General features: G+C 66.8%; 13 protein-coding genes. 5 read left to right on the forward strand and 8 right to left on the reverse strand.

Going from position 1 to position 14,339, the window contains the following annotated elements; all coding sequences use genetic code 11:
• Window positions 1-25 precede the first annotated feature (25 nt).
• Both K7711_RS15255 and K7711_RS15260 read left to right on the forward strand, forming a co-directional pair.
• On the forward strand, window positions 26-1,096 hold the full coding sequence (locus tag K7711_RS15255; protein ID WP_222969923.1) for a PLP-dependent cysteine synthase family protein: 1,071 nt from the start codon (window positions 26-28) through the stop codon (window positions 1,094-1,096).
• Window positions 1,096-2,484, forward strand: coding sequence for an MATE family efflux transporter (locus tag K7711_RS15260; RefSeq protein ID WP_222969924.1), 1,389 nt, complete (start codon window positions 1,096-1,098; stop codon window positions 2,482-2,484). The genes K7711_RS15255 and K7711_RS15260 overlap by 1 nt, the downstream gene beginning before the upstream one ends.
• A gap of 241 nt (window positions 2,485-2,725) precedes the next feature.
• Here the strand turns inward: K7711_RS15260 and K7711_RS15265 are convergent, their stop codons facing one another.
• On the reverse strand, window positions 2,726-3,394 hold the full coding sequence (locus K7711_RS15265; RefSeq protein WP_040819040.1) for a response regulator transcription factor: 669 nt from the start codon (window positions 3,392-3,394) through the stop codon (window positions 2,726-2,728).
• A 108-nt stretch (window positions 3,395-3,502) separates the two neighbouring features.
• On the opposite strand from K7711_RS15265, the gene K7711_RS15270 reads away from it, so the two are divergent.
• A complete protein-coding gene (locus K7711_RS15270; RefSeq protein ID WP_235747205.1) occupies window positions 3,503-4,879 on the forward strand; it encodes a sensor histidine kinase in 1,377 nt (458 codons plus the stop codon).
• A 309-nt stretch (window positions 4,880-5,188) separates the two neighbouring features.
• Window positions 5,189-6,502 (forward strand): cytochrome P450, encoded by a 1,314-nt coding sequence (locus K7711_RS15275; RefSeq protein ID WP_222969925.1) that lies wholly within the window; start codon window positions 5,189-5,191, stop codon window positions 6,500-6,502.
• A 16-nt stretch (window positions 6,503-6,518) separates the two neighbouring features.
• On the opposite strand, the gene K7711_RS15280 is transcribed toward K7711_RS15275, so the two are convergent.
• The 6 genes from K7711_RS15280 to pdxR all read right to left on the reverse strand — a co-directional run bounded on the left by K7711_RS15280 (window position 6,519) and on the right by pdxR (window position 12,038).
• Entirely contained in the window at window positions 6,519-7,358 is an 840-nt protein-coding gene (locus K7711_RS15280; protein ID WP_222969926.1) for an ABC transporter permease, read from the reverse strand.
• The gene (locus K7711_RS15285) at window positions 7,355-8,092 is read right to left on the reverse strand and encodes an ABC transporter ATP-binding protein (protein ID WP_222969927.1); all 738 of its coding nucleotides are present in this window, start codon (window positions 8,090-8,092) and stop codon (window positions 7,355-7,357) included. The genes K7711_RS15280 and K7711_RS15285 overlap by 4 nt, the downstream gene beginning before the upstream one ends.
• Before the next feature lie 15 nt (window positions 8,093-8,107).
• Entirely contained in the window at window positions 8,108-8,590 is a 483-nt protein-coding gene (locus K7711_RS15290; RefSeq protein WP_222969929.1) for an MTB12 C-terminal domain-containing protein, read from the reverse strand.
• A 97-nt stretch (window positions 8,591-8,687) separates the two neighbouring features.
• Window positions 8,688-9,494 (reverse strand): SAM-dependent methyltransferase, encoded by an 807-nt coding sequence (locus K7711_RS15295; protein WP_222969931.1) that lies wholly within the window; start codon window positions 9,492-9,494, stop codon window positions 8,688-8,690.
• A 17-nt stretch (window positions 9,495-9,511) separates the two neighbouring features.
• Window positions 9,512-10,579, reverse strand: coding sequence for a hypothetical protein (locus K7711_RS15300; protein ID WP_222969933.1), 1,068 nt, complete (start codon window positions 10,577-10,579; stop codon window positions 9,512-9,514).
• An 88-nt stretch (window positions 10,580-10,667) separates the two neighbouring features.
• Window positions 10,668-12,038, reverse strand: a complete 1,371-nt coding sequence (gene pdxR / locus K7711_RS15305) for a MocR-like pyridoxine biosynthesis transcription factor PdxR (protein ID WP_222969935.1) — start codon at window positions 12,036-12,038, stop codon at window positions 10,668-10,670.
• 69 nt (window positions 12,039-12,107) lie between these two features.
• On the opposite strand from pdxR, the gene K7711_RS15310 reads away from it, so the two are divergent.
• Window positions 12,108-12,782 carry a pyridoxamine 5'-phosphate oxidase family protein gene (locus K7711_RS15310; protein ID WP_222969936.1) on the forward strand — a complete coding sequence of 225 codons (675 nt, stop codon included), beginning with the start codon at window positions 12,108-12,110 and terminating at the stop codon, window positions 12,780-12,782.
• Between the two features lie 193 nt (window positions 12,783-12,975).
• Here the strand turns inward: K7711_RS15310 and K7711_RS15315 are convergent, their stop codons facing one another.
• On the reverse strand, window positions 12,976-14,217 hold the full coding sequence (locus tag K7711_RS15315; RefSeq protein WP_235747206.1) for a hypothetical protein: 1,242 nt from the start codon (window positions 14,215-14,217) through the stop codon (window positions 12,976-12,978).
• Between the last annotated feature and the right edge of the window lie 122 nt (window positions 14,218-14,339).

The raw sequence follows: 14,339 nt of genomic DNA on the forward strand, positions 1-14,339 counted from the left end.
CGCCGCGATTCGGAGGAACGCCACCATGCTGACCACGCTCAGCCGATCGACCGCCGCCATCGCGGATCACGCTTCCGCGCTCGTCGGCGATACGCCCCTGCTGGAGCTCACCCGCACCGGTTCGGGCACTCGGTTGCTGCTCAAACTCGAACAGTTCAACCCGACCGGCTCCGGCAAGATCCGGATGGCCCGGCAGATGGTTCTCGCGGCCGAACGCACCGGCCAGTTGCGGCCGGGCGGTCACATCGTCGAACCGACCTCCGGCAACACCGGTCTCGGACTGGCCATGATCGCGCTGGAGCGGGGATACCGCTTCACCGCGGTGGTGGACGCGCACGCCGCACGCGACAAGTTGCGGGCCATGGCCGCGATGGGCGCGGAACTGGTCCTGGTCGACAGCGATGCCACCGGCGGGCCGAGCACCGTGGAGCGCCGCCGGGTCGCGGACGAGATCGCCGCTCGCACCGGGGCCTTCCGCCCCGATCAGCACAACAATCCCGCCAACAACGACGGATACGCCGAACTCGCCGGGGAATTGACCGACGCGCTCGATCGGATCGACTATCTGATCGGCGCGGTCGGCACCGGCGGATCGCTGTGCGGTACGACCCGGGAACTGCGCAGCCGCGGCGTGCCGGTCACCACCATCGGGGTCGAGCCGGTCGGTTCGATCATCTTCGGCGGTCCCGGCGGCAGCTACTGGCAGACCGGCGCGGGGAGTCCGCCCGGATTCACCGTGGGCAGCAATGTCGACTACGGCTGCATCGACGAAGGCGTGCCGGTCGGGGATGTCGCGGCCTTCACCACCGCACGGGTCGTGGCTCGCCGCACCGGTCTGCTGATCGGCGGAACCGCCGGCGCCGCAATCAGTCTCGCACTGCGCCGCCTGGCCCTGGTGCCGGCCGGAAGCACGATCGTGGTGCTCGTCTGCGATGCCGGGGAGAAATATCTGGACACCATGTACGACGACGACTGGCTCCGCGCGCGCGGACTGCTCGACGAGGCCGCCCATCGGCGGCTGCACCGGCTGCTCGACGCCTACGCCGATTCGGTGGACATCGCGGCCGCCGATCTGTGCCGGAAGGCGGGCGCGTGATGTCCGCACTGCTCGGCAATCCCACGGGCCGATTGCGCGAATACCGGCCCGTCATCGCGCTGGCCTCTCCGATCGCGGGGATCCAGCTGGCCCAAGTCGCCTTGACCACGGTCGATCTGGCGATGATGGGCCTGCTCGGCGTCACCGCCATCGCCGCGGGCGGGATGGCCATCCTGCTCTACAACCAGTTGCGCACCATGAGCGTCGGCATGGTCACCGGAATCGGCAATCAGATCGCCGGTGCGGTCGGTCGGGGTGAGAAGCGCACCGGCAGTGACGAACTCGACGATGAGGCGCGCACCGAGATCCGGGAACTGGTCCGCGCCGGACTGTTCGTCGCGACGCTGGTCTCGATGCTGGCCGCGGTGATCCTGATCGGGCTCGGATTCGCGCTGCCGCTGTTCGGGCAACGCCGCGAAGTGGTCGACATGGCGCGGCCGATGATGATCGCCCTGGCTCCCGGGCTGGTGCCGATGCTGTGGCTGAATGTGTTGCGGCAGTTCACCGTCGGCATGCGCCGACCTGGGTCGCTGCTGCGCGTCACGCTGGTGTCGATCGTGGTCAACGTGCTGCTGGACGCCGCGTTCATCTACGGCTGGCTCGGCCTGCCCAAGCTCGGGGCGACCGGTATCGGCCTGGCCACCACGCTGGTTCAGGTGTTCACGCTGGTCTCGCTGTACCTGCAGATCCGGCGGGACGCGCAGCTGACCGGACTGCTCGCGCTGAATCTGTGGAATGTCGACCGGGCGACCGTGCGCCGCGTCGTCAAGATGGGCACCCCGATCGCGTTCACCTACGGCAACGAGGCCGCGATCACCTCCGTCGCGACCGTGCTCATGGGCATCTTCGGCCCGGAGCTGCTGGCCGCGAGCAATATCGTCAACCAGCTCGCCTATATCGTGTATCAGCTGAACATCGGTCTGTCCCAAGGATCTTCGATACTGGTCAGCCGCAGCGTGGGGCGCGGTGACCGCGACGAGGCCGGGCACATCGCGCGCCGGGTGCTGACCGTGAGCGTGGTGACCATGACGGCGTTCGGACTGCTGTACTGCCTCGCGCCTCGGGCGGTGCTGGCTCCGTTCCTGCACAACGACAGCGCCGCAGTGGTGGCCACCGCGAGCGCGTTGCTCTGGTTCGCCATCGCGCACCAATATCTCAAAGGCGCGCAGAACATCTGCGTCGGATTGCTGCGCGGTCTGGGGAACACCACCTCGAGTCTGCGCATCACGCTGATCAGCTATTGGGGCGTCGGAATTCCGGTCATGCTCATCGCCGCCTATCTGCTGCACTGGCGCGGATACGGGATCTGGCTGGGCTTGTGCGCCGGATTCGGGGCGACCGCGGTGCTGCTGCTCAGGCAGTTCCGCGCCGATCTGCGCGCCGAGTAGACCAACCGCCCGTCGGTCCGGAGTCGAGTGAAGGTGTTCGGTGTCGAGTGTGCTTTCGGCGCCGACACTTTCGCCGTAGCCGAGCCGGACCGTGGGCGGTGCGCGATCGGTCGGTTGAGGGGCCGCTGTACGGAATTCGGCCGGGTGCTGCCCGGTTCGCGTCCCGGGGCAGCGGCGATGAGATCGGTCGCGGCCATATCCGTCGCGGGTCGCGGATGCCGGTTGCCCGACTGTGCCGGATCTAGTCGGCCAACTGGTATCCGACCCCGCGATGGGTCTTCAAAGTCGTTCTGTCGAAGGGGATATCGATCTTGCTGCGCAGGTACCGGATGTAGACGGCCACCACGTTGTCCGGACCGTCGTAGTGGCTGTCCCAGACGTTGCGCAGGATCTCCGACTTGCTCACCACCGCGCCGGGATGTCGCATCAGGAATTCCAGCAATCCGAATTCCCTTGGTGTCAGAGACAATTCGACCTCACCGCGACGCACCGACCGTTGGCTCGGGTCCAGGGCCAGATCGCCGACGGTGAGAATCTCCTGCTGCTGTGGTGACTGCCGCCGCATCAGGGCGCGCAGCCGGGCGATGAGCACCACGAACGAGAACGGTTTGGTGAGGTAGTTGTCCGCGCCCATGTCGAGGGCGTCGGCCTCGTCGAGATCGCCGTTCTTGGCGGTCAGCATGAGCACCGGCGTCGTGACGTCCCCGGCGCGGATTCCGCGCAGGACTTCGTATCCGCTCAACCCCGGCATCATGATGTCGAGCACGATCGCATCGAAGTCGTACTCGGTCGCCATCCACAGTCCGTCGACGCCGTTGCCCGCGATGTCGACGTGAAACCCCTCCTGCTCGAGGCCGCGGCGAACGGTTTCCGCCAGACCCGCCTCGTCCTCGACTACCAGCACACGCATGACCCGTGCACCCCTTTCCGGCCCCGCAAACCCCCTGATGGTGACTCGACCCGACGTTTCACCTTAACTTAGGCTAAGCAAACTGTGCACGTGTGGTGAGGAGTCGGTATGCGACGGCAGATGCGAATCCGCGAACGCCTCGCGGGGTTGTGGCCGCCGTCCCGCTGGGGGTTGCGGCTGCGCTCGGCGCTGGTCGCCACGGCCGTCATCACGATCGTGCTCGGCTTCGGCGAGGGGCTCATGCTGGTGCTGCTGGGGCGATCGCTGCTCGGCACGGTCGACAGCGCCGCCACCGCACGGCTCGACGACGTCACCGCGCAATTGCGCACGACCCCGCCGATGACCGCGAGTCCGGCGCTGCTGGTCCCCAACGGATATGTCAGCATCGTCGAAATCTCGGACAGCTCAGGGCGATTGCTGCGATCCTCCGCGCGGCCCGGCACCCACCCACGGCTGGTTCCGGCCGCGGACGACGTCGTCGGGCAGTCGCTGGGCAGGGATTCGGATCTGCGGCTGTCCGCGCGTCGGGTCGACTCTCCGTGCGGGCGCGTCACGGTGCTGGTCGCGGCTGATATCCAGCCCATCGAGGACACCATGGGGGAGGTGGCGCTCGCCTTGGCGATCGGCACCCCGGTTGTCGTCGCGGTCGCCGCCGGAGCGACCTATGCGCTGGTCGGGCGTTCGCTGCTGTCGGTGGAGGCGATCCGTTCGCGCGTCGCGGGGATCGGCAGTACCGGGCTGTCCGAACGGGTGCCGGTGCCCTCGGCCCGCGACGAGGTCGCCCGGCTGGCCGCCACCATGAACGAGATGCTCGGCCGGATCGAGGCCGGCCACCTTGCCCAGCGGCGTTTCCTGTCCGACGCGTCCCACGAACTGCGCAGCCCGCTGGCCACCGTCCTGAGCGGACTGGAACTCGCCCGCGACCATCCCCGGGCATTCGACACCGACCTCGCCGCCCGCACACTGCTTCCCGAGGCGGAACGGATGCGCTACCTCATCGATGACCTGCTCATGCTCGCCGCCGCCGACGAGAACGGCCTCACCGTCCCGCTCACCGACGTCGACCTCGACGATGTCGCCGCCATCGCGCTCGAGGCGACGCGTCATCCCGCCGATGTGACACTCGCCAGACAGTTCAACCCGGTCAGAGTGCGCGGCGACGCACGATCGCTGACGCGGGTCGCCCGCAATCTGCTCGGCAACGCCATCACCCACACGCGCTCGATCGTCACCATCCGCACCGTGCGAACCCTGTCCGGCGCGCAGTTGATCGTCGACGACGACGGTCCGGGAATCCCGGTGTCCGAACGGGAACGGGTCTTCGAGCGCTTCGTCCGCCTCCAGGACGACCGCGGCCGCGACAGCGGCGGAACCGGGCTCGGACTCGCGATAGTCGCGGAAATCGTTGCCGCACATCGCGGTACCGTCACCATCGAGGATTCGCCCTACGGGGGTACGAGAGTGGTCGTGAAGCTCGGTACTTGAAACTCGAGCTCGGGCCGGGCCGAGGTCCCGGCTGATGTAACGTATTGATGGACAACAGGCCTCAGTGATCCAGCTCGGTTGTCACCTATCAGGAGTCTTCGCGTGGACGATCGGAGAAGTCCGAGACCGAGGCAGGTTTGCCGGGGGTTGTGCGGAGATCGTTGCCCGACACGCTGATCCAGGAGTTGGCTATGACCGATCTGGTCGGAAGGCCCGCTTCTCGTAGCCGAGGCGTCCAGCGGCATCGGCCGGACCGTGGCACAGCGTTGTGCCGCCGACGGGTTGGTGGTGCAAGAAAGGCGGCATGCAGTGGATCTTCGTGACGTCCCGTGCGGGCCCGGACGTTTGCCGGTTCTCGGACACGGTTGGAGAATATGGCGTGATCCGGTCCAGTTCATGGTGGATCTGGCCAGCGTCGGGAAAATAGCACGTGTCGATATCGGCAATCTCGTCGTCTATGTCATTACCGACTTCGAACTACTCCACAGGGTGTTGGTGGAGAACTCCGACGCCTACGAGCGAGGGCTCCTCTTCGAACGCATCCGGCTCATATTCGGGGAATCGTTGATCGTCGCGGATGGTCAGCGACACAGGGATCTTCGTCGTATGCTCCAACCCGCGTTCCATCGAACAGAGTTGGAAAGCTATGCGCACGTCGTAAAGCGTAACGCGGATGCGTTGGCGAGTTCGTGGCAGCCAGGCCAGATCATCGAGGCCCGTTCCGTACTGTTGGATTTGGTGATCGCCGACCTGCTCGGGTCGATGTTCTCGCACGAACCCGATACCGAAGAGCTGCAACTCATCTCGAGTCTGGTCGGGGACATAGGCGCAGGTGCCGTAGTGGGCAGTGTGCTGCCGAAGAGGGTTGCGAGTCTGCCATTGCCGGTGAACCGCAAATTCCTGTCGGCCGGAACGCAACTGCGGGAGTACTGCCAGGGCCTGCTTGTCGCGCGCCGGAACAGCGGTGACCGCCGGAACGACCTGATCGACATCCTGCTGAGTTCGTCAGATGATGAATCGCGTAGTGACAAGTTCCTGGCAGAGCAGGCCGTGACCATTCTCTTCGGCGGGATCGACGCCTCGACCGCCATGTTGACCTGGGCTCTGTACGAGTTGTCCCAGCGTCCGGAGGTGGCTTCGAAACTGCGGCAAGAGATCTCCGCCGCGGGAGATATCGGCCCCCGAGGCCTCGACCAGCTCGACTACCTGAACCGGTTCCTGAACGAGGTCACGCGGATCCATTCGCCACTGCTGCAGACCAGACGCAGCGTCACCACGGTCGAACTCGACGGTTTCACATTTCCCGCTGGAACCGATATCGGCTACAGCATTGCGGCGATTCACCGCAACCCGCATATTTTCGCCGATCCGAACACTTTCGACCCCGATCGGTGGTCGGCCTCCCGCTCCGGGGCGAAATGCAGGAGCTTCGTTCCGTTCAGCATGGGCAATCAGATGTGTATCGGCAACAATTATTCCTGGATGGCACTGCAGACGACTCTGCACAGTCTGCTGTCGAAGTGGGAGTTCCAGCCGGTGACAACCAAGAAGCTCCCGCGAGCCATGGGTCCGATCCCGGTGATGGGAAGGCTTCCGCTCGAGGTTCGTCCGGTTTCTGTGTGATCGCGCGGGGCTTGGCTCAGGTTGTGCTTGATCTGGTGAGCGTCGTTCTGCGATATCCGGATATCCGGCGAATGAGGACCGGTAGGACGGCTGTGCCGACGAAGAGGGTGACGGCGATGAGGATGAAGTAGAGCAGAGATCCATTGCGGCCGAAGCGAGGGAGGAAGGCGACTTCCTGGCCGGTTGCGGCGACGGCGTTGAGGAACGGCGCGTAGGCCTGCAGGGTGTACCCATGGGGTAGCAGATTGATGGCGTTCTCGGCCACATAAACCCAGAACAAGAGGACGGCGACGGCGGCGGACGGCGTGCGAATCAGTGACCCGACCGCGACACCCACTCCACATGCGGCGAACGCGTAGCTCGGGACGGTCCAGAGGAACCGGATACCAGCGGAGTCGGTGATGTCCACTGCCCCATAGATTTGCGGGAACTGGTGTGGCAGCGTGACCATGACGACGACGAGCAGGACGACTGTCATTATCGCCGTGATGACGCCGTAGTAGATCCACCGGGCCAACGCGACCGGCCAGGACCGGGGAAACAGGAAGGCATTGAGATCGCTTGTCTGACCGCGCCATTGGGTGGCGTGGGCGTAGGCGGTGGTGACCATCATGACCGACACGGACAACGTGATCACCCAGTACACGGAGTTGGTGGTGGAGGCCTTGGCTACGTAACTCTGTCCGGGGAGGGTGGCGAGTCGTTCTGCGACAGCGGCGATTCCGAAGGTGATGACCAGCGGCAGAACGAAGGTGAGGGGGACGGCGGCGGTCCACAGGAAGCTGCGTCCGGTGGTGCGGGTCCATTCGGCGGCGATGCCGCGGCGGATCAAGGTGGCCGGGCCGGGACCGTTCATGGGGCCACTCCGAACGCGACATCGGCCGGCAGTCCGGCGATTCGCAGGTAGGCGTCTTCGAGGCTGGTCTCACCAGGACCCAGGGTTTTCATGAGCTGGGCGAACGGCTGGTCGGTCAGAATGCGCTGGTTGCCGAGGACGACGATGTGGTCGGCGTTGCGTTCGACCTCATCGAGCAGGTGCGAGGCAACCAGGACACAGGTCCCGGCATCGGCGAGGTGGCGCAACAGTTCACGTATCCAGCGGATGCCCGCGACGTCGAGACCGTTGAGAGGTTCATCGAGCAGCAGGGTTCGAGGCTCGGAGAGCAATGCGGCGGCGATGCCGACACGTTGGAGCATGCCGAGCGAATAGTGCCCCAGCCGGCGATCGGCGACCCGGACGAGGTCGACCATCTCGAGGACGTCGCCGACCCGGCCGGTGGGCAGTCCACGAGCGCGGGCGATCCAGCGCAGGTGCCGACGTGCGGTGTGGCGTGGGTCGAAAGCTCGGTAGTTGAGGTGCATTCCGAGAGTTGCCGGTGTGGTGTGATGGGCCCGGATGAGGGTGTCGTCGACCCGGACGGTGCCGGTAGCTGGCGCGATGATGCCGCAGATACACCGCAGCAGCGTGGTTTTGCCGGTGCCGTTGAGACCGATCAGGTAGGTGAGTGCCCCGTCTGCCACGGTCAGTTCGGGGACTTCGAGGACGGTCACGCCCGAGTAGCTCAGGGTGAGGTCACGAATATCGATCACGGCGCACGGAGCCGATCAGAAGTCGCAGGCCATCGCCAGCCCCACGGCCTTGACGCCCTCGCACACGGAACTGTTGGACAGCTTCCAGACACCATCGATACGCTTCCAGACCACGCGCGCAACCAGATCCGGTCGTCCCGCTGTCTTGCTGCGCAGCATTGCGGTGTGTACGTTGCCGTTCTGGGTTTCGGGACCGGTGATCTGATTCGATCCGAGCGGAGCCCGGAACAGACCGAGGTTGTAGAGGGTGCGCGCGACCACGACCGCCTTCATGCCGCCTTCCAGATTGGCGGCCTTGGCCTCGTCGGAGGCGGGTGTTTCGATCAGGAACGCGACTTGGGCGTGGAGATCCTCCAGGGTGGGGACCTCTCGGGTGATGAGGAACTTGCCGGGATCGGCGAAGGCGACAGGGGCACCGACAACCGAGGTGCCGGTCGTGACGATGGCGACCGCTGCGATCGTCGACACGACACCAGCGACAGTTTCGAGGGTCTTCATCACGTCATCCTCTGATCGACTGGGAAAGCACCTGATGCACGCTCGAATGTGCAGGCGGCCAACAAGTATTCGAGACTACTCCTGTTCCTGTCGGCCCTCAGGGTTTGCGGCCGATGGCACCGAGCATGACCATTCGAGTCTCCGGCAAGTCGGGGCGCAGCCACTGCTGCACCGGCACCACGCCAGGTTCGAGCAACTCGAAGCCGGCGAAGAATGCCTCCGTCTGCGCTGTGGACCGAAAGGCGACCTGGGCTGAACTGTCATTGGTGCCGGTGAGCACCTGGAGTATCGCCGGGTCGGAATCGAGGGAGCCATGACCGATCGCCAGGTAACTGCCTGGTGCCAACTGATCCCGGAAGGCGGCGACGATCTCGGCGGGGTGTTCGGAGTCCATCACGTAATGCAGCACACCGATGAGCGTGATTGCCACTGGCTCGTTGAAATCGATCAGGGTGTGGTTCTTCAGCTGATCGAGGATGTCGTCGGGACGACGAATGTCGCCCAGCAGCGCAGAGACATCGCGTGGTTTTGCCAGCAGCGCGTCGCAATGGGCGTGCACGACCGGGTCGTAGTCGACATACACCACCCGCGCTGACGGCTCGATCTTCCGAGCCACCTCATGCACGTTGGGCGAGCTCGGGATCCCCGAGCCGAGATCGAGGAACTGACGGATACCGGCTGCCGCGGCCATCTCGACCGCTTTGAGCATGAAACTCCGGGTGAACCAGGCCAAGGTCTTGAGTTCGGGTGCGCGAGAGAGCATTTCATCGGCCATGTCGCGGTCGATCTCGCGATTGTCCTTTCCGCCCAGCAGATAGTCATACACCTTGGCAGAGTTCAGCTGACCGGGGTTGAACGGCTGCGGCGTTCGGTTGTTCTCCGCCGCAACATGATCCGAATTCATAGGTTCTTCCGGCCGTTTCACGAATCTGTTTCAGCCAAGGCGACTGCGTGTGCTACGGCGGACCGCGCCCGGTCGACGGTCGTATAGCGGCCCAGACCGCATGGGGACGCGACGTCCAACAGACCGCCGTAGGCCGACTCCGCCGCTGCCAGTGCCTGTCGTGCTTGCGCGAGCGGCTGCGCCGGATGTGCGAGCCCGGCGATGACACGCGTGCCGGCAGGCAATTCGAGGCGTTCCAGGGGCGCGTAGTACCGCGGCCGAACCGGCGCCTGTTTGCCGTCGCCGATGGGGAGGTGGACGAAATCGAGATGCCTTCCCGCAGGCCAGTATCGCGCTATCGCGTTGGCCAGCGCGACGACCGAGGCCATCGATCTCGGCGCCACGGCCGGCTTGTCGTCGAGGCTCCCGTAGCACAGGTGCACACCGAAGCGGGCGTTATGGGGTGCCCGTGCGACGAGGCGTGCGATCGCGCGACCCGCCACGGTGGCCGGGCCCTGCCGCACGCCCGCAGGTGTTTGTGCGCACAGAAGCGTCTCCGCTGCCAGTTCGAGTTGGAATACGACGTTGTCCCGCAACGCCTCATGGATACGGACGATCTCCCTGACGGTGGCGTCGACGATCGGGCGGTAATAGGGGAAGCCTCGGTCACCACGGCCGGCCGAGCCTCGCCGCCACATGAGCATCCGCGCCTCGAAGGCGATGAAGCCGATGACAAGGGGCGTCGGTATGCCTACCTGCAAGCGAAGTCCGGGATCGGTCCGGCGCATGTCGACCAACGCGTCCATGGCACGCCTGGCCTCCTGCGCATAGCCGAGCGCGTGGTCGATATCGTCTTCGCCCAGTGATCGGCCCCCCCGAAGCCGAAAGGTGTCGCGGGAGCGCAGTGTCGACCAATCACCGCGGCGCGCGGGCGCCAGCGCCGGGACGCTGTCGAACCGGTCGATGATGGGTCTGACGTACCACTGGGCGCGATATGGATCCGCCTCACCGCCCGGAACCATGCCGTCCAGGAATTCACCGGCTGTGTCGACAGCGAACGCCATTGCCTTGTCTGGACTGTCCAACTCCGCGGGCAAGCTGCCCACGAAGTGAACCCTACGCTTGGGCTGCACCGCGCCAGTGTCGCACATCGGCCATCCCTGAGACATGGGCGTTCCCCGGCTATTTCGGCGATCATGCGCTTGCGATGCAGTCGGCGGCGATTCGGGCTGCGGTGGCCAGGTCGGCGGGTGGAAGGGTGGCGTAGCCGAGGGGGATGCCGAATTCTCGGGGTGGGCCGCTGTGGTGGCGGGCCAGGCCGTCGAGCAGGACGCCGTGGGTGCGGGCCGCGGCGACGGCGCGTTGTTCGTGGGCGGCGGTGGGGAGCGGCACGGTGACGTGGGAGCCCGCGTCGTCGCCGCTGACGTCCAGGCCGTGCGCGCGCAGTTCGTCCACCAGAAGCGCTCGGCGAGGGGGCATTTCGCGGCGGAGGCGGCGCAGGTGGCGGGCCAGATCGCCGTGGCGGGCCAGCTCCACCAGAACCCGCTGTCCGGCGGGAGCGGGATGGGTGCCGATCCATTCACGTTGTGCCACTACGGCATTCGCGATCTCCGGCGTCGCGACCAGCCAGCCGACGCCCAATGTGGTGGACAGGATCTTCGATGTGGTGCCCAGGTGGATCACCACATCGGGAGCCAGTGTGGCCAGCAGTGGGAGCGGAGCGGTGTCGTAGCGCAGTTCGCCGTCGTAGTCGTCCTCGATCACCAGGGCTCCGGTGCGGCGGGCGAAGTCGACCAGGGCGACGCGGCGGGTGGCGGGCAGGCGCGCGCCGAGCGGAAACTGGTGTGCCGGTGTGCAATACACGGCGCGAACATTCGGCGGTATCAGGTCCACCCGGAGGCCGTCGGCATCGAGTGGGACGGGCACCACCCGGATGCCCGCGGCCCGCAGCGCGCCGACCGCACGCAGATATCCGGGTTCCTCCACCGCCACCGCATCGCCGGGGCGCAGCAGCGCGGACGCGAGTTCGCTGACGGCCGAGCCGGTTCCATTGGTGGCCAGCACCACGGTTTCACTGCCCGCGCCCAGGCCGCGGTGCCGCAGCAGATGTTCCGCGACGACCTCGCAGTAATCGGGCTCACCCGCTCTGTTCTTGTGCGCCGCGGGAATTCGATCTCCGGCCGCGCGCCACGCCCGTCGCCAGGCCGCTCGGTCGATCGCCGCGACGCACGGGGTGCCCGGGACGAGGTCGAGCAGATCCGCGGCCGGATCCTCGGCGGTGACGGAAGCGGGGCTGTGCGGTGCGGCGGCGGGCGAGGCGGTGAGATAGGTGCCCGAACCGTGGCGACCGCTGAGCCAGCCCTCGGCGTGCAACTGGTCGTAGGCCGCGGTGATCACCGTGCGGCTGACGCCGAGCTGGGCGGCCAGCGTGCGCGAGGAGGGCAGCCGGTCGCCGCCGCGCAGTCGGCCCTCGGTGGCGGCGCCGCGCAGGCCGTCGGCGACCTGCACGGCCAGCGGTGTCGCCGACGTGCGGTCGATCAGGAGTGGCAGATCCGGCTGGCCCATTAAGTGGTCTTTCGAAAGAGTGCGTAATTGGCCATTCGATAATGCCACTGGTGCGAGGAGTCTGAAAGTATGACCGAGTCAGTCGCCACCCGCACTCCGCTCTCGCCGACGCCCCGCAGCACCCTGACCCGGTACCGGGGCCAGCGCGACGCCACCGACCGCGCCGCGCTGGACGCGATCCTCGACGCCGCCACGATCTGCCATCTCGGCGTCCTGATGCACGGCGCTCCGGTCGTGCTGCCCACCATCTACGGACGCGACGGAGACACTCTCTACCTGCACGGATCCACCGGAGCGGGCAATCTGCGCGCGGCCATGACGAGCGATGTGTCGGTCGCGGTCACCCTCGTCGACGGCATCGTCTACGCGCGGTCGGCCATGCACTTCTCGATGAACTACCGCTCCGCGGTCGTGCACGGCCGCCCGGTCGAACTCACCGATCACGACCAGCGCCTGCACGCCCTGCGCGTCATCGTCGAACACGCCGCCCCCGGCGCCTGGGACACCGTCCGCTCACCCACCAAGAAGGAACTGGCCGCCACCACCGTCCTGTCCCTCGACCTCACCGAAGCCTCGGTGAAAACCCGCGCGGGCGATCCCGGTGACGACGAATCGGACCTCACCGCGAACGTCTGGGCGGGCGTCCTGCCCACCCGTCAGATCTTCGACGCACCGATCCCCTCCGCCGACCTGGTCCCGGGCATCGAGATCCCGCAGCACGTCCTGGACCGCCTGGGGCAGTAGCCCATTCGTCGATCGCCGACGGTCGCTCGGGCTGCTGGGCAGCGTCCCTCGCGGAAACCGGATGCGCATCGTCCGATCGCCCCGGCGCTGCGCTGGGGACTTCGCGGATCGTAGCGAGTCGGGGCACGTCGCCGGTGAGATCCACCGCTGCGTGCGGGGACTGCGGCGGCCGGGTCGATCGTGTTCGGACGGGCTACCAGAAGGTCGGCGTCAGGTCGTGCGTCGCGAGGACGGATCGGGCGAGATCGCTCAGGGCCCTGGGGGATCGGATGTGGGCGGGGTCCAGCGAGGTGAGGGCGAGGGTGTAGGTGTCGGCGAGGCGGGAGAGGTAGGCGGACAGGCGGGTTCGGGGGAGTGGGGGTGTGAGGCCGGGGTGGATGGCGCGGGCGGCGACGCCGCGGCAGTGATGTGGGCCCAGGTGGGACAGGGTGTTCGGCAGTCGTCCGATGTTGGAGCACAGGATGTCGCGTTCCCCGGCGCCGCGGGTCAGAGCGTGGGCGGCGCGGGCGGGGAGGACCTGGAGGATCTCCTCGGGCATGCCGCCGGGGCTGGACATGCGGTATTCGTATGCGGCACGGCACTTTTCGCGCAGAGCGGCGACGGTGTCCGAGCGGGTGACGGTGACCGAGGTCATCGCCATGTCGTTGTCGACGCGCGGTTCGCCCCGGGTATCGACCGGAATACTGGCCGAGATCTCCGAACCGTCGAATCCACTGTCCCACAACATCTGTGCGATCAGGTGGACGAACAGGCTGTTACCCGTCGCGGCGCGTGCGGTGGCGGCGAGTTCCCAGTCCGCCACCGGAATCTCCAGTACGACACCGCAGGTGTCGGCCGGGTCCGAGCGGCTCGGTGCGGTGCTCGCGCGTTCCGGCACACCCTGTCGCAACGCCCGCGCCGCACCGCTCAGAACGATGCCCCACTGTCGTCGCGCGTCCACCCAATCCGACTGTGGTGCTGTGACTTCCGCTGACGCGGCGCCCGAGAGCGCCTGATCGACCGCGATCGTCAGACCGCGCCCGTCGGCCAGGACGTGGGAGCAGGTCAGTGCGACGACCGAACCCCCGTCCGCGAGCGCCGCGGTGGCCAGTCGCCACCCCGGACCGTATTCCGGATCCAGATCGAAACCCTGGGTATCGGCCCAGTCGAGCACCTCGTCCGCGCGCAGCACCCGCTCGGCGATCTCCAGCGGATGCGCGCTGAGATTCGCCCGCCAATACGGCCGCGCCCCCGGAATCCGAGCCCGCACCACGCGCCGACCCAGCGGCCCCGTCCGCAGGGCGGCATGCACCTGTTCCAGCACTTCCGGCCCGACCCGATCGGCGGTCCGCCACAGCCCCTGCAACGCGATCGGCGTGCCCATACCCCGATGGGTGCGCAGAAAGATCTCGTCGACGACGCCGAGTCGGCTCATCGGGCGCTGATCGGCAGGCATGTCGTCATCGTGCCATCGCCGCACGCCGTGCGTTCGGCGGGATGTCGCCTCCGGGCCGCGCAGTCGTATCTCGCGTCACACGCGCCGTCTCGGACGGCCGTAGCTGGGCTCATGGCGGTTCG

Origin of the sequence: Nocardia coffeae (assembly GCF_019890715.1) — a bacterium.
GTDB lineage: Bacteria > Actinomycetota > Actinomycetes > Mycobacteriales > Mycobacteriaceae > Nocardia > Nocardia jiangxiensis.